At 60.7% G+C, this 15,847-nt stretch carries 15 protein-coding genes; 4 read left to right on the top strand and 11 right to left on the bottom strand.

Going from position 1 to position 15,847, the window contains the following annotated elements; all coding sequences use genetic code 11:
- Positions 1–215: 215 nt before the first annotated feature.
- On the bottom strand, positions 216–905 hold the full coding sequence (locus tag ABD997_RS09555) for a tRNA/rRNA methyltransferase (RefSeq protein WP_345316786.1): 690 nt from the start codon (positions 903–905) through the stop codon (positions 216–218).
- A gap of 116 nt (positions 906–1,021) precedes the next feature.
- Here ABD997_RS09555 and aceK point away from each other — a divergent pair, with 116 nt between their 5' ends.
- The 4 genes from aceK to ABD997_RS09575 all read left to right on the top strand — a co-directional run bounded on the left by aceK (position 1,022) and on the right by ABD997_RS09575 (position 5,464).
- A complete protein-coding gene (aceK, locus tag ABD997_RS09560) occupies positions 1,022–2,731 on the top strand; it encodes a bifunctional isocitrate dehydrogenase kinase/phosphatase (RefSeq protein WP_345316787.1) in 1,710 nt (569 codons plus the stop codon).
- A 70-nt stretch (positions 2,732–2,801) separates the two neighbouring features.
- Positions 2,802–3,374 carry a peptidylprolyl isomerase gene (gene slyD, locus ABD997_RS09565; RefSeq protein ID WP_345316788.1) on the top strand — a complete coding sequence of 191 codons (573 nt, stop codon included), beginning with the start codon at positions 2,802–2,804 and terminating at the stop codon, positions 3,372–3,374.
- Between the two features lie 235 nt (positions 3,375–3,609).
- On the top strand, positions 3,610–3,786 hold the full coding sequence (locus tag ABD997_RS09570) for a DUF2986 domain-containing protein (RefSeq protein ID WP_345316789.1): 177 nt from the start codon (positions 3,610–3,612) through the stop codon (positions 3,784–3,786).
- Positions 3,787–4,984: 1,198 nt separating this feature from the next.
- A complete protein-coding gene (locus ABD997_RS09575; RefSeq protein WP_345316790.1) occupies positions 4,985–5,464 on the top strand; it encodes a hotdog fold domain-containing protein in 480 nt (159 codons plus the stop codon).
- A 293-nt stretch (positions 5,465–5,757) separates the two neighbouring features.
- Here ABD997_RS09575 and ABD997_RS09580 read toward each other — a convergent pair whose 3' ends face one another.
- From ABD997_RS09580 to ABD997_RS09625, 10 genes are all read right to left on the bottom strand, one after another.
- Positions 5,758–6,234: a phosphatidylglycerophosphatase A family protein gene (locus ABD997_RS09580; RefSeq protein ID WP_345316791.1), complete on the bottom strand. Its 477-nt coding sequence runs from the start codon at positions 6,232–6,234 to the stop codon at positions 5,758–5,760.
- Entirely contained in the window at positions 6,231–7,220 is a 990-nt protein-coding gene (thiL, locus tag ABD997_RS09585) for a thiamine-phosphate kinase (protein ID WP_345316866.1), read from the bottom strand. The genes ABD997_RS09580 and thiL overlap by 4 nt, the downstream gene beginning before the upstream one ends.
- 31 nt (positions 7,221–7,251) lie before the next feature.
- Entirely contained in the window at positions 7,252–7,662 is a 411-nt protein-coding gene (gene nusB, locus ABD997_RS09590) for a transcription antitermination factor NusB (RefSeq protein WP_345316792.1), read from the bottom strand.
- Positions 7,663–7,680: 18 nt separating this feature from the next.
- On the bottom strand, positions 7,681–8,151 hold the full coding sequence (ribH, locus tag ABD997_RS09595) for a 6,7-dimethyl-8-ribityllumazine synthase (RefSeq protein WP_345316793.1): 471 nt from the start codon (positions 8,149–8,151) through the stop codon (positions 7,681–7,683).
- A 97-nt stretch (positions 8,152–8,248) separates the two neighbouring features.
- Positions 8,249–9,352 (bottom strand): bifunctional 3,4-dihydroxy-2-butanone-4-phosphate synthase/GTP cyclohydrolase II, encoded by a 1,104-nt coding sequence (ribBA, locus tag ABD997_RS09600; RefSeq protein ID WP_345316794.1) that lies wholly within the window; start codon positions 9,350–9,352, stop codon positions 8,249–8,251.
- A 13-nt stretch (positions 9,353–9,365) separates the two neighbouring features.
- Complete coding sequence (locus ABD997_RS09605; protein ID WP_345316795.1) at positions 9,366–10,025, bottom strand: riboflavin synthase; 660 nt, start codon at positions 10,023–10,025, stop codon at positions 9,366–9,368.
- Positions 10,026–10,029: 4 nt separating this feature from the next.
- Positions 10,030–11,160 carry a bifunctional diaminohydroxyphosphoribosylaminopyrimidine deaminase/5-amino-6-(5-phosphoribosylamino)uracil reductase RibD gene (gene ribD / locus ABD997_RS09610; RefSeq protein ID WP_345316796.1) on the bottom strand — a complete coding sequence of 377 codons (1,131 nt, stop codon included), beginning with the start codon at positions 11,158–11,160 and terminating at the stop codon, positions 10,030–10,032.
- Entirely contained in the window at positions 11,160–11,612 is a 453-nt protein-coding gene (gene nrdR / locus ABD997_RS09615; RefSeq protein ID WP_345316797.1) for a transcriptional regulator NrdR, read from the bottom strand. Before nrdR ends, ribD begins: the two co-directional genes overlap by 1 nt.
- A 135-nt stretch (positions 11,613–11,747) precedes the next feature.
- Positions 11,748–13,004 carry a serine hydroxymethyltransferase gene (gene glyA, locus ABD997_RS09620; protein WP_345316798.1) on the bottom strand — a complete coding sequence of 419 codons (1,257 nt, stop codon included), beginning with the start codon at positions 13,002–13,004 and terminating at the stop codon, positions 11,748–11,750.
- Positions 13,005–13,350: 346 nt separating this feature from the next.
- Positions 13,351–15,642, bottom strand: a complete 2,292-nt coding sequence (locus tag ABD997_RS09625) for a TonB-dependent hemoglobin/transferrin/lactoferrin family receptor (RefSeq protein ID WP_345316799.1) — start codon at positions 15,640–15,642, stop codon at positions 13,351–13,353.
- Positions 15,643–15,847 lie beyond the last annotated feature (205 nt).

Below are 15,847 nucleotides of genomic sequence, written 5' to 3' on the forward strand. Positions count from 1 at the left end.
ATGGTATAACCACGTCAGACCCCACGGGAGCTTGGATAGAAAACCACCAGTCAGCCGACTTGGTGTGAACAACGTGTTGGAAGTCTACACCTAGCTCCTAGTTCCTAGTTCCTAGTTCCTAGTTCCTACTTCCTAGTTCCTACTTCCTAGTTCCTAGAACCTGGTTCCTAGAACCTGGTTCCTGGAACCGAGACCTTAAAACGAAGAGCCGCGCCTCACTCCCCCTTGGTGGTGATCGCTTTCTCAATGTCGCCCATCAACAGGTGCAACATCGCCACATCCCGCTGGCTCAGGGTACCCAGGCTGTCCGCCAGCCAGCGCCGCAGCGCCTCCTCCTCATTGACCGCCAGACGATCCATCAGGCGCATGGAGCGGGCCTTGAGGGCGGAAAACTGGGCCTCGTCCGCCACCGGCTCGGTGGGCAGCGTGGCCTGGGAGAATTCGTAGGCGTAGAGCATGATCGCCTGCCCCAGGTTTAGGGAGGGGTAGGGGTTGGCCAGGGGGATGGTGGTGAGCAGATCCGCCAGCGCCAGGTCGGCGTTGCTCAGCCCCGAGGCTTCACAGCCAAACACCAGTCCGACCTTCTCGACGCTGCCCGCCAGTGCACGCACCCGCCCCGCCGCCTCCGACGGGGAGTGCAGACGACGCTTGTCCCCCCGCTTCCGGGCCGTGGTGGCCAGCACCAGGTCCAGATCCGCTACCGCCTCCGCCAAGGTCTCAAACCCCTGTGCCTGAGCCAGGATATGCTGGCTGCCGTGGGCCAGCCATTGGGCTTCCTCACTGTTGTGGGCCTCTGAGCCCACCACCCGCAGGCGCTCAAACCCCATGGTGTTCATCGCCCGGGCCGCCGCGCCGACGTTCTCGCCTCGGGCCGGGGCCACCAGAATAAAATAAAGCTCTGCCATCACTCCTCCCTATTTGGCCGCCAAGGGTAGCGCTTTCCCATTGAGAAGCAAGGCGATGCACAGTAGCTTAAACCACTGACGAGTCATATCCGCCGACACGCAGGGAGGCCCCCCTCATGACCCGCTACAACTCGACCCAGCTGGCCTACCGGATCCTGGCCGGTTTCGATAAGCATCTCAGGCTCTATAACCGGATCACCCTGGAGGCTAAGGATCGCTTCATCCGCCAGGACTGGGGCGCGGTGCAAACCGCCCAGAAAGCGCGGATCCGCCTCTACAGCGAGCAAGTGAACCAGCTGATCCAGTCCCTGCTGGAGCAGCTGGATACGCCGGTGATCTCCACCGAGCTATGGCGGGATACCAAGGCAGCCTACACCCGCCTGCTGCGGGGCCACCCCCAGGCGGAGTTGGCGGAAACTTTCTTTAACTCCCTCTTCTCCCGCCTGTTTCAACATCGTGGATTGGATAACCAGCACCTCTACCTGCTCACCGATGCGCCTTCACGCCCGCCCTTCGCGCCGGAAACCATCAGCCAGTGGCGCCACTTGGGAGATAACCCTACCGGGGCGATCGCCGAGTTGCTGGCCCCAGCCCGTTTCATTGTGCCCTTCGAGGATCTGGAGCGGGACCTGGAACTGCTCTGGCAACGCCTGGCCCCGTTGGTGGAGGAGCAGGGACTGGAGCGTATCGAGCTGGTGGACAGCGTCTTTTACCGTAACCAGGGGGCCTACCTAGTGGGCCGCCTCATCGGCCCCAAGGGCTTTGTTCCCCTCTGTCTGCCGATCCGCCACGGCAGCGGCGGCCTCTACATCGATGCGGTACTCACCAGCGATGACGACCTCTCCATCGTGTTCAGCTTCACCCGGGCCTACTTCATGGTCTACACCGAGCGCCCCTCAGTGCTCACCAGCTACCTGAAGCAGTTGATGCCCAACAAGACCTGGGATGAACTCTACACCGCCATCGGCTTCCAGAAGCACGGCAAAACCGAGTTCTACAGACTCTTCCTGAACCACCTGGAGCGCAGCCATGACCAGTTCGTGGTGGCACCGGGGATCCGCGGCATGGTGATGGCGGTGTTCACCCTGCCCTCACTGCGGATCGTGTTTAAGATCATCAAGGATGAGTTTGCCCCGCCCAAGGACAGCAACAAGGCTCAGGTGAAGGAGAAGTACGAGCTGGTGAAGCAGCACGACCGGGTTGGCCGGATGGCGGACACCCAGGAGTACAGCAACTTCGCCATCCCCCGTCACCGCTTCGATCCTGAGTTGTTGGAGGAGTTGGCCCGGGTGGCCCCCTCGGAGCTGGAGATCGGCGAGGAGCAGGTGGTATTTCGCCACCTCTACGTGGAGCGCCGCATGGTACCGCTGAACATCTACCTGGACGAGGCGGACGAAGCGCAGCTGGACGCCGCAATGATGGATTACGGCTTGGCGATCAAGCAGTTGGCCAGCGCCAACATCTTCCCCGGGGACATGCTGTTTAAGAATTTCGGCGTGACCCGCCATGGCCGCGTGGTGTTCTACGACTACGACGAGATCAGCTACATGACTGAGTGCAACTTCCGGGCGATCCCCAAGCCTCGCTACCCGGAGGATGAGTGGGCGGCAGAGCCCTGGTACTCGGTGGCGCCCATGGATATCTTTCCGGAGGAGTTTGGCCGTTTCCTGCTGGCGCGAAAGCCGATCCGTGATGCCTTCATGCGCCACCACGCCAACCTGCTCACTCCCGAGTACTGGCGCACCCTGCAGGACAGAATCAAGCAGGATCAGATCCCCGAGTTCTACCCCTACAACCGCAGCTGCCGGTTACGGACCACATTTTGATAACGGGATCATGGTGTCGACGGCCCGCTTCCCTTAAGATGCCGTTTTTTGACCTAACTGGAGACGTCCGATGATCATCGACGCCAAAACCGTAGTCACCCTGCACTACCGCCTGCGCAACGCCAAAGGCGAACTGCTGGAAGAATCTTTCGGCGCCGAGCCGATGCAGTACCTGCACGGTGCCCAGAACATGATCCCTGGGCTCGAGAAGCAGCTGACCGGCAAACAGGTTGGTGAAAGCTTCAGCGCCGACGTCGAAGCGGAAGAGGCCTACGGCGCCATTGAGCCGGGCCTGATCCAGGAGGTTCCCCTGTCCGCCTTCGAAGGGGTGGATGACATCGCACCGGGCATGCGCTTCATGGCCGAGACCGAAGCGGGCCCGCGTCCTGTCACCGTTACCGAAGTTAAAGAGGACGCCGTCGTTGTCGACGGTAACCACCCGATGGCCGGCCAGTCCCTGCACTTCGACATCGAAGTGATGGAGATCCGCGAAGCCACCGAGGAAGAGCTGGCCCACGGCCATGTTCACGCCGCCGGCGGCTGCCACAGCCACGACCATGACCATGACGATCACGGCTGCTGCGGCGGCTCCGGTGATTGTGCCAAGGGCGACGACTGCTGCGGCGGCCACGGCCACCACTGAGCCCGTCAGTGATAAGAGGCCCGTCCCAGGACGGGCCTTTTTCATGGCTATAGGTCGGGTCGTGCTGCGAGGTTGCCAAGGGCACCTGCGCCTAGGGGGGGCAGATTAGGCTTTCGAGTTCCGAACCGCTCATCGGCCCCGTTTGGACTCTGCACCATTTCGCGCCATGATTTAGCCACCCCCAGATTTCGCGACGGCCCCCTGACCCATTCCATGCTCCAGCGGAGATTTCACCATGAACCGTAAGAAGAAGATCAACCAGATCCTGAAGAAGAAGCTGAAGAAGGCCAATGCCAAGGCCAACCCCGGCAATAAGACCAAGTACATCAGCAAAGCCGAGCGCGAGGCCGAGGCCCAACCCCCTGCCGATGCACAAACCCCATCCGCCACTGCCCCCCGCGAGCAGGCTTGAAGGTCAGCCTAAGCAACGGCAACCCGGACACTGTGCCCGTCTACAGCCACACAAAACCCCCGCCACCCAAAAGGTGCTGCGGGGGTTTTCTTAGGCTCTGTCCGAGTTAGCTGTCGTTTTTATTAACCCTTTAATTATTTCCAACACTTACCGGCAATAACTTTGCCGGGTTGCCGGCTGCAACCAAAGGGGCGTCCCGCCCCCTTGGAACCCTCCGTTTGCCTCCGGTCGTCGCTAACCCTCTCTTTCGTGGCCAAAGTCTGCGGCTCTGGCTCGAGTCGATATCCCTATCTTCGCGAGCCACTCAGGCCATCCTGGCCTTCGACCTGGTCTTTGGCCACTTCGTTCGGGCGACTCCAAGTCGGCGAAGAGCTGGCGGAATATCCAGTCCCATTGACTGTCATTGCTAGCGGGGGCTTCAACACTTCATTGGGACACAGCCTTTTCTTATGCATCACTTCGGGGGCAACGCCTCAACGCCAAAGTCCGGCGCAGGCGGCGCTAACGGTCTCTGGCTCGAAGGGCGAAGGACGAAGGACGAAGGACGAAGGACGAAGGACGAAGGACGAAGGACGAAGGACGAAGGACGAAGGACGAAGGACGAAGGACGAAGGACGAAGGACGAAGGACGAAGGACGAAGGACGAAGGACGAAGGACGAAGGACGAAGGACGAAGGACGAAGGACGAAGGACGAAGGACGAAGGACGAAGGACGAAGGACGAAGGACGAAGGACGAAGGACGAAGGACGAAGGACGAAGGACGAAGGACGAAGGACGAAGGACGAAGGACGAAGGACGAAGGACGAAGGACGAAGGACGAAGGACGAAGGACGAAGGACGAAGGACGAAGGACGAAGGACGAAGGACGAAGGACGAAGGACGAAGGACGAAGGACGAAGGACGAAGGACGAAGGACGAAGGACGAAGGACGAAGGACGAAGGACGAAGGACGAAGGACGAAGGACGAAGGACGAAGGACGAAGGACGAAGGACGAAGGACGAAGGACGAAGGACGAAGGACGAAGGACGAAGGACGAAGGACGAAGGACGAAGGACGAAGGGGAATGAGGGCGAAGACAGGAGCAACAGGACAGGCTCTCTCTAGGCGTCAATGCCGTTGGGCGCCAACCGGATAGCGGGTGTGTTGTAACAGTGTTAATCTCATCGGACCAGAACACCCGAACAACATAATGGATTATGACGGACAAAAAACTCAACAGCGTCATGGCGCTGTACAAGAAGCTCTCCCGACTGCCCCTCGGTCAGCGCATCTTTTCAAAGATGGTGGCACGCATGGCGCCCTACTTTGGCACCATTCATCCCTACATCAAGTCACTGGAAGAGAACCGCTGCGAGTGTTTGATCAAGAAGCGCAAAGGCGTCCAGAACCATATCGGCACCGTCCACGTGATCGCCATCTGTAATGGCCTGGAGATGGCCATGGGTACCATGGCAGAAGCCTCCATTCCCCAACACCTGCGATGGATCCCCAAGGGGATGAGCGTCGATTACACCGCCAAGGCGGGCACCGACATCCTCTGTGTCGCCGAAGTTACCCCGGAGCAGTGGCAGGTGGGTGACATGCTGGTGGACGTCAAAGCCTACGACACCAACGGCGTCGTCGTAGTTCAGGGCCACATCAAGCTCTGGATTTCGGAGAAGCCCCAAAGAGCTTAAACGCTAAAATTAGAGCCAACCTTCAAAGCCAAGCCGAGCCTTTACAGGACTCGGCTTGGGGAGCAAGGGAAGATGAGAGTGTGCGCGTAACTTAGGCCTGTCTCTGCCTAAAGACCCATATTCAGCCGAGGAAATAGCAACGGCACGCTTCTGGCTTTTAGGAACCAGGAACTCGAACCTAGAACCTAGAACCTAGAACCTAGAACCTAGAACCTAGAACCTAGAACCTAGAAATTCTGGCCCCCTTTGTTAACGGAAGCCAGAGCCAGAGGCCTGCCTGTTAGTAAGCCCGATTAAACGAGGTAGTACGCCGCCCCTTGGATCACTGCCAGGGCAAAGATCCCCGCCAGCACATCGTCGATCATGATGCCGAAGCCGCCATGGACATGACGATCCAGCAGCTTGATGGGCCAGGGTTTGAGCACATCGAAGAAACGGAAGGCGAGGAAGGCCGCCAGCAGCCAGCCCCAGCCGACGGGCAGGCAGAGAGTCGCGATCAGCATCCCCACCACCTCGTCCCAGACGATGGCGGGGTGATCATGCTCCCCCATGTCCCGGGCGGTGCGATCGCACAGGTAGATCCCCACCAGCGCCATCACCAACAAGATCCCCAGGTAAACCGGGACACTGAGATCCGCCATCAGCAGGAAGAACGGCAACGCCGCCAGGGTTCCAAAGGTACCCGGTGCCTTGGGTGCCAAGCCCAGGCCAAAGCCCAGTGCCAGGAAGTGCACCGGGTTGCGCATTCGGATCCCGGGTAAACGACTCATGGGTGTTCCTCGAAATGGTTGTAACCGGACAGGTTCAGTTCGACTGACTTGCCCTTGCGCTGGTAGTCGATGCCGACACCGGCGGTGATCTGGCCGATCCGGGTATAAGGAGTGCCCGCTTCGGACATCGCCCGTTTCAGGGCACCGCGCTGCGCTTCCGGAACCGTAAACAGCAGTTCGTAGTCCTCCCCCCCGGCCAGTGCCCAGGGCAGGGCCGTTTCGCGCTCGGTAACCGACAGCAGGATTTCCGACAGCGGCAGCCGATCCAGCTCTATCACTGCCCCCACTGCGGAGGCATTGAGGATATGAGTCAGGTCGGATGCCAGTCCATCGGAAAGATCCATGGCGCTGCTGGCCAGCCCACGCAGGGTCCGGCCCGCCAGCACCCGGGGACGGGGGCGCAGGTGTCGGCGAACCAGCGCCTGACAGTGACTCTGTGAGGCGCTCAACTGCCCCTGTAGGCAGCGCAGTCCGGCGGCGCTGTCCCCCAGGGTACCGGTGACGTAGATCCAGTCACCAACACGGGCACCGCTGCGATAGAGCGCCCTGTCCTGGGGCACATGGCCGTGGATGGTCAGCGTGATACTCAGGGGGCCACGGGTGGTGTCTCCGCCCACCAGGGCAATGCCGTAGTAACGGGCGATCTCGAACAGGCTCTCGGAGAACGTCTTGAGCCAGGGCTCATCGACTCCCGGAAGGGTCAGCGCCAGGGTCATCCAGGCGGGTTCCGCCCCCATGGCCGCCAGGTCGCTGAGGTTGACCGCCACCGCCTTGTAAGCCAGGTCCGCCGGATCGATCTCTGGCAGGAAGTGGGTTCCCTCAACCAGGGTATCGGTGGAGACCACCAGCTGACTGCCCGACGGCAGAGATAGCACGGCGGCGTCGTCCCCCACGCCAAAAATCACATCCTTACGATGGTTTGGACGGGTAAAGTAGCGTTTAATCAGGGAAAATTCGTCGTTGACCATAACGCAGTGCGGCCACATCACTGTGGCCGCTCCTTTTTTATGCCGCCGTTCAGCGGTTGATGGCGATCGCCAGTTTATCCAGTACGCCGTTGACGAACTTGTGGCTCTCTTCGGCGCCAAACACCTTCGCCAGCTCGATCGCTTCATTGATCGCCACCTTGTAGGGGACGTCATCGCGATGCAGCAGCTCGTAAGCCCCGAGGCGCAGGATCGCCATCTCCAGCGGGTCCACCTCTTCCGGCAAACGAGCCAGATTCGGCTTCAGCTTGCTGTCCAGGGTCGTGGCCTGAGCCGCGACTCCCGCCAGCAGTTCGCGAAAGTAGGCGATGTCCGCCCCCTGCACATCCTGCTCGGTGAGGAACTCGTGTTCGATATCGGCGATGGCGTTACCGCTCATCTGCCAGGAATAGATGGCTTGAACCGCCAGTTGGCGGGCTTTACGACGCTCAGAAGGCTTCACACAAATCTCCAATCAGGCTCAGTCAGCCAGATGGTTTAGGACATTGACCATCTCCAGCGCGCCCAGGGCCGCTTCGCCGCCCTTGTTACCGGCTTTAGTGCCGGCGCGCTCGATGGCCTGTTCGATGGTATCGGTGGTCAACACGCCGAAGGAAACCGGAGTATCAAACTCCAGCATCACTTGGGCCAGTCCCTTGTTGCACTCACCGGCGACAAAGTCGAAGTGCGGGGTGCCACCGCGGATCACCGCGCCCAGGGCGATGATGGCATCGTACTGGCCTTTCGCGGCCAGGCGACGGGCCGCCAGCGGCAGTTCGAAAGCACCTGGTACCCGAACCACAGTGATGTCTTCGTCGTTGACCTGACCAAAGCGTTTCAGGGTGTCTACCGCCCCTTCCAGCAGGCTGTCGACGATAAAGCTGTTAAAACGGGATACCACCAAGGCGATTTTAGCGCCTTTGGCTTCGATGTTGCCTTCGATTACGTTCATGTTGTTATCCATTTCTTGCTCAAGGCCCGCCGAACGGGCCAAAAAGTTGCCGTATCATAGCATAACCGCGAGGAAAAATTCCCAGCGGCCGGTGCGCTTATTCTTCGACGTATTCGGTGACTTCCAGGCCAAAGCCGGAGAGAGCGTGATAGCGCTTCTGGCTCGACAGCAGACGCATGCGGTGCACCCCGAGATCCGCCAGGATCTGGGAGCCAACGCCGACAGTGCGGGTGGCTTCATCGGAGCGCTTGGCACCGATCTGATCCCCGCGCTGTTGGGCGGCAAACGCCTTCAACTGCCCCAGCAGGCTATCGCTGTCCATCTCCCGGCCCAGCAACACCAGCACCCCACCTTCCGCGGAGATGCGGGCCATGGCGCGATCCAGCGGCCAGGTGGAGGGGCCATTGATGGTGGCCTGCAGCAGATCCCGGGTGGGATCGCTCAGGTGAACCCGTACCAGGCAGTTGTCGGTCACCTCCCCCTTCACCAGCGCGATGTGCAGCTGGTTGTCGATGGTGTCCCGGTAGCCGATCAGCTCGAACTCGCCATGGCGAGTGGGCAGGGTGCACTGGGTCTCGCGAACGATGGTGGTCTCGTTGAGGTTGCGGTATTCGATCAGATCCGCAATGGTCCCCACCTTAAGGTCGTGTTCGGCGGCGAAGGCTTCCAGCTGGGGGCGGCGCGCCATGGTGCCGTCCTCGTTGAGGATCTCGACGATCACCGCCGCCGCGCCGAAGCCCGCCAGACGGGCCAAGTCCACCGAAGCTTCGGTGTGGCCGGCGCGGTTGAGCACGCCCCCATCCTTAGCCCGCAGTGGGAAGATGTGGCCCGGCTGGACCAGATCGGACGGCTTGGCGTCCTCCGCCGCAGCCACCTGAATGGTGCGGGCGCGATCCGCCGCGGAGATCCCGGTGGTGACCCCTTCCGCCGCTTCGATAGAGACGGTGAAGGCGGTGCCGTATTGCTCGGTATTGCGACTGACCATCTGATGCAGGCCCAGCTTGTCGCAACGCTCGGCACTCATCGGCATGCAGATCAGGCCGCGGCCATACTTGGCCATAAAGTTGATCGCCTCCGGGGTGACCGCCTCAGCGGCCATGATCAGATCCCCTTCATTTTCCCGATCTTCATCATCCATCAGGATCACCATCTTGCCCTGACGAATGTCTTCGATGATCTCTTCAATTCGATTCAACGCCATCGCGGTGATTTCCTTACTTTACAAAGCCACTTCGGGCCAGGGTTTCCAGCGTCAGGCCGCCCGCGGGGTGCGCGCTGTCGGCCTGGGGCTGCATCAGTTTTTCCAGGTATCGGGCCAGCAGATCCACCTCTAGGTGGACAGAGGCACCGGGCTGCAGATCCACCAGGGTGGTCTCCACCGCCGTATGGGGGACAATGGTCAGGCGAAAACGGGCCCCATCCACCTCGTTGAGGGTGAGGCTGACGCCGTCGATGGTGACCGAGCCCTTGTGGGGCAGGTAGCGGCCCAACTCGGCGGGCGCCTGCAGCCAAAACTCGATGGCCCGCGCCCTGGTGTGCCGGCTGACCACCTCGGCCACGCCGTCCACATGGCCGCTGACCAGGTGGCCCCCCAAGCGGGTGCTCGGGGTCACCGCCTGCTCCAGGTTGACCCTCTGGCCCACGCCATAGTGGTCGAAGTTGGTCAATGCCAGAGTCTCGGCGCTCAGATCCGCCACGAAGTGATCCGCCCCCAGGTTGACTACGGTGAGGCAGACGCCGTTGGTGGCGATACTGTCGCCCAGCTTCACGTCCTCCAACGGCAACTTGCCGGTGTCGACGGTAACCCGGAGATCGCCGCCCCGAGGCTCCAGTTTGCGCAGTGTGCCAACGGCTTCCACGATGCCAGTGAACATGGTGTTATCTCTCCTGCCGCGTCAGCGTCAGGCGCAGATCCGCGCCGACGCGACGGACATCGCTAAAGGTCAAGGTGTCCACCGCCGCCATGGCGGGGAAATCGGGCAGCTGTAGCAGACCGCGGGCGCCGCTGCCCATCAGCTTCGGGGCCTGGTAAAGCACCAGTTCGTCCCAAAGACCGGCGCTGATGAAAGCGCCAGCCAAACCGGCGCCGGCTTCCACCAGCACCTCGTTGATTTCACGGCGGCCCAGCTCTGTCAGCAGCGCCGAAAGATCCAGTTTGCCCTGGGCCTGACGCGGGCCCTGCCAGCAGGTGACGCCATCGGGCCAAATGGCCGGGTAGCCGCGGTGGCTGGCCAACAAGATCGGCCCCTCACAACGGAGCAACTTCAGCGGCGGGGCCAGTCGGGCCTCGCCATCCACCACCACCCGAAGCGGTTGCATCAGCTGCTCGGCACTGATGCGTTGGCGCCAGCTACCCAACTCCTGGTGGCGGACATTCATGCTGGGATCGTCCGCCAGCACCGAGTCGGCACCGGTGATCACCGCGTCGCTCTGGGCTCGCAGGCGCTGAACGTCAGCCCGCGCCTGTGGGCCGGTGATCCACTTGGAATCGCCATTGGCCAGGGCCGTACGGCCATCAATGCTGGCCGCCAGCTTGACCCGGACCCAAGGTAGACCGGTTTTCATCCGCTTGATAAAGCCGGGATTGAGCGCCTCGGCCTGGGCCTGCATCAGGCCTGCAGAGGTGGGGATCCCCGCCTGCTCCAGCATCCGCAAGCCACGCCCCGCCACCTGGGGGTTCGGGTCCACCATCGCCACCACCACCCGAGCAACGCCGGCAGCGATCAGCGCTTCGGCACAGGGGGGCGTACGGCCATGGTGGCTGCAGGGTTCCAGGGTGACGTAGGCGGTGGCACCACGAGCGTGTGCACCGGCGGCACGCAGGGCGTGGACTTCGGCATGGGGTTCGCCCGCCTTGAGATGGGCGCCCTCGCCCACCACGGTACCCTCGTTGACCAGCACACACCCCACCCTGGGGTTTGGCCGCGTGGTGAGCCAACCCCGCTTAGCCAGGGCGATGGCCCTGGCCATGTGCGTGGCATCGGTGGCGCTGAAACCCGCATCATTCATTAACGTTTTTCCAGGCGGGCGATCGCCTCGCCGAACTCGGCAAGATCATCGAAGCCACGGTACACCGAAGCAAAGCGGATGTAGGCCACCTTATCCAGGGTCACCAGCTGCTCCATCACCAGGTTACCGAGCATGCTGGAGGGGACCTCCCGCTCACCGGTGGCACGCAGCGCCGACTTGATTTTGCTCACCGCCTGTTCCACCCGCTCGGTGCCCACTGGACGCTTCTCCAGCGCCCGCTGCAAACCCCGACGCAGCTTCTCCTCATCGAAGGGCTGGCGGGTGCCGTCCTGCTTGATGATCCGCGGCATCACCAGCTCCGCAGACTCGAAGGTGGTGTAGCGCTCATGGCAGGTGAGGCACTCCCGGCGCCGGCGCACCTGGTGGCCATCCGCCACCAGGCGGGAATCGATCACTTTGGTATCGCTGGCAGCACAAAAGGGACAGTGCATGGCGTCTCCGCAAACAGGGTAAAAAGGTGCGGGCAAGAATACCGAATTTTGTCCGCCAGAGTAAGGTAGAGGCAAACAAAAGCCCGCCAGAAGGCGGGCTTGTTTTTCTGGGGACGTCGTCGTCCCGGTGAACCCTTAGCGATAAACAGGGAAGCGGGCGCAGAGCTCCACCACCTGCTGCTTCACCCGCTCCACGACGGACTCATCGCCGAAGTTATCCAGGATGTCGCAGATCCAGCCGGTCAGCTCCCGGGCTTCCGCTTCGCCGATACCACGGCGGGTCAACGCCGGGGTGCCGATCCGCAGGCCGGAGGTGACGAAGGGGCTACGGGGATCGTTCGGCACGGAGTTCTTGTTCACCGTGATGTTGGCCCGACCCAGGGCCGCATCGGCGTCTTTACCGGTAATGTCCTTGCTGATCAGGTCCAGCAGGAACAGATGGTTCTGGGTACCACCGGAAACCACGTCATAGCCACGGTTAATGAATACGTCCGCCATCGCCTGAGCATTCTTCACCACCTGCTGCTGGTACTGGGCAAACTCCGGCTGCAGCGCCTCCTTGAAAGCCACCGCCTTGGCGGCGATCACGTGACACAGCGGGCCACCCTGACCACCAGGGAACACCGCGGAGTTGAACTTCTTATAGAGGGTTTCATCGCCAATGGCGGAGAGGATCAAACCGCCACGGGGACCGCCCAGGGTCTTATGGGTGGTGGTGGTCACTACGTGGGCATGGGGGACCGGATTCGGGTAAACCCCCGCCGCCACCAGGCCTGCCACGTGGGCCATGTCCACGAACAGGTAAGCACCCACTTCGTCGGCGATGGCGCGGAACTCGGCCCAATCAATGATGCCGGAGTAGGCGGAGAAACCGCCGATGATCATCTTCGGCTGATGCTCCCTGGCCAGGGCGCGGATCTCATCATAATCGATGGCGCCGGTGTCCGGGTTGATCCCATATTGCACCGCGTTGTACATCTTGCCGGAGAAGGAGACGGAGGCGCCGTGGGTCAGGTGACCACCGTGGGCCAGGCTCATCCCCAGGACGGTATCGCCGGGCTGCAGCAGGGCCATGAAGACGGCGGCATTGGCCTGGGAACCGGAGTGCGGCTGGACGTTGGCGTACTCGGACCCGAACAGCGCGTTGGCGCGATCGATCGCCAGCTGCTCCGCCACATCGACGTGCTCACAGCCACCGTAATAACGCTTGCCCGGATAGCCTTCGGCGTACTTGTTGGTCAGCTGAGAACCCTGGGCTTCCAATACGCGCGGGCTGGTGTAGTTTTCCGAGGCGATAAGCTCAATGTGCTCCTCTTGGCGCACCCGCTCCGCTTCCATCGCTTGCCACAACTCGGGATCAAAGTCCGCGATATTCATACTGCGTTCGAACATCCTGCTCTCCTGGCCGGTAAGTAAGGTAGGTAAAGTAATAAAGCGTTCCTAAGGTGGCGCATTTTACCTTTTGAATCCCATTATCCCAAGCGATTGTGAGCATCCTCACCACACCGGGCAAAATTACCCCCCCCAAGATCACACTTTGGCGACCTGAAAGCCGGGAGCGCAACCGGGTTTGTCCTCTGTCGGATCCACTGCTGGTTTGGACCGACTTCGAACCTTCCCGGGCTCCGCCGTCGTCAGTGACCGCATCTCATCCTCGCATCCCGTCATAACAAAACGCCGCCCAAGAAAAAGCCGGACGCAGGGTCCGGCTTGATGCTCAGGCGGCGATCGCCAAAGGTCAGAACTGGTACTTCACGTTAACGTTGAAGTAGCGGCCCGGCTGGGTGAAGTTGGACTCCGGTGCCCCCATGTTGTCCATTAGGTACTTGGACTGACCCGCCACATCGGCGTAATCAATGTACTCCTTGTCCAGCAGGTTGAACACACCCGCACGCAACTGCCAATTATCGGTCAGCTCGACGCCGACAGTAACATCCACGACCGCATAGCCGTCGGTGGTGTAGACCTCGTTGTACTTAGGATCGTACAGCGGATCCTCCACCGGGATCACCGGGGTCTCTTTAACGCGGTCCATGCCGCTGGCCATACGCACCACCCCGCCCACGGTGGTGGGTTTGCTGGCGATCTGGGTGTATGCATTGACCCCCAGGCTGCCCTTGAGCGGGCTAATGGTGTTAAGGAAGTCACCGTTATGATCGGTGCCATAGGTGTAAGCGATATTACCCCACAGCTCCAGATCGTTATTGATCCAGTGGCTCACCTGCCCCTCGAAGCCGTAAATCTTTACCTGGTCACGGTTCACGTAGTCGTATTGCAGCGCCAAGACGGGATCCAGCTTATTGGGGTCCTCACACCATGGGCCGAAGATCGGGAAGGGCACGCCCCAACCGGTCGGGGTACAGGTAGGCGCATCTTTAAACTCCCAGTCGATGTAGTCATTGGCCTGGGTGTAGAAACCGGTCAGCTCATAGGAGGTGTTCTGGTGGTTGCCCCGGACACCGATCTCCAAGGTATGGGACTCTTCGGTTTCCAGATCGTAGTTGGGCATAATCTCCACCGGGAACGGCATGCGGCCATCCTGGATCTCCAGCTCACCCCACTTCTGATCCGGCGTCGGCATCTTGTAACCGTAGGCGTACTGACCGTAGACGCTCACCGCGTCGGTAATGTGGTACACCAGGCCCAGCTTGGGCGACCAGAAACCGTCACTCATCTGCTCGAAGTCGGCAGGGTCACGGCCGAAATCCTCCGCCATCTGGGCATCCGGCGTGTTGCGGAAGTAGTCATAGCGCAGGCCGGCGATCAGGTTCAGGCGACCATCCAGCAGGGTGATGTCATCCTGAATAAAGGCGCCCACGCGCAGGCTGTCGGTATCGGCGAACGCAAACTGGTCCTCGCCCACCCAGCCGCCCTCACCCGGGGTGTAGTAGGTACGGTGGCGCTTCATGGTGGATTGCTCCACGTCCAGGCCGAAGGTCAGGTTATGGCTGTAACCCTCGTTGCCGATCTGCTTAGCGAAAGTGCTGGCCAGACCGTAGCGGGACTCTTCGAAATTGTAATCCCGGAACTGGGTCATATCGGTACGCTCACCGTCGGCGAAACCGAAGTAGTCCCGGTGCTCATTCTGATCGGTGTAGCCGTAGTAAAGCACCACATCCAGGCTGTCATGCAGCAGGGTCGGACGCTCTGAGCGCAGACGGAGGGAGCCGTTAAAGGCCTGGGTACCGCGATCGATGTCCCTGTCCTCGTTACGTACGCCGTTACGCTCTTTCTGCTCCCAACGATCCAGCTGTTGATCCAGGTAATCCAGGGTCAACTGAAGGTTGGTGTAATCGTTGAACAGGTACTTGCTCTTGAACAGCACACTATTGGTGACCAAGTCACTGTCCGGCAGGGTACCGTCATAGTTCTGCTGCTCTTCACCTTCACGGTATTGATAGGTCAGCAGGTTTTCAAAGTTGCCGTAGGCCGCGGCACCGGTAAAGCCGGCGCTCCACTCGTTGTTCATCCCGGTGTAACCGGCATTGGCGGAGAAGTAGTGTGCATCCCCCAGCAGGTAATCGGACGCATCTTTGGTGTTCATCACCACCACGCCACCCAGGGCATCGGAACCGTACATAGCGGATGCAGCGGCCTTCACCACCTCAACCTGTTTCAAGGTTTCCACTTCGGTCAGGCCACGACCGGTCCCCTCGGCACCGGGACCCAACGGCGAGGCGTACTGGTTGTTCACCCGGACGCCATCTTTGACCATCATCACCCGGTTGCCACCGATGCCGCGAATAGTGACCGAGGTGGGCTTACCGGCCCCCCCTTTGACATCCACCGCCGCTTCGTTGCGGAACAGGGAGGAGAAATCTGTGCTCATGTTGCGCTGGATCGACTCCTCGTCGATCACCACCACCGAGCCGGCAACGCTGTCGAGGCTCTGCTCCATACGGGAGCCGGAGATCACCATCACCTCAACATCTTTACGGGATTCCGCCGGGGAGACCTCGGCCATCACTTCCGGGACACCGAACGCACCGGTTACCGCAGCGCAGACAAGAGTTAACTTGGCGTTGTTCATACCTAAAACCTACAAATTGATAAAAATTCGAGCCGGCCACTTAGAAATGGTTCTTATTTACACGACTCTTGGCTCGGCACAGTCTATCAATGCGCTGGAGGAAAAAAGTTGCTTCTCATCCCGTTTTCTTTGCAAAGTTCCGGATTTTTAGCCACAAATGTTAAACCTGCGAACACTTCTCACTTCCAGCCTGCCGGCCCTTAGG

The organism is Ferrimonas gelatinilytica, assembly GCF_039544205.1.
Classification (GTDB): Bacteria; Pseudomonadota; Gammaproteobacteria; order Enterobacterales; family Shewanellaceae; genus Ferrimonas; species Ferrimonas gelatinilytica.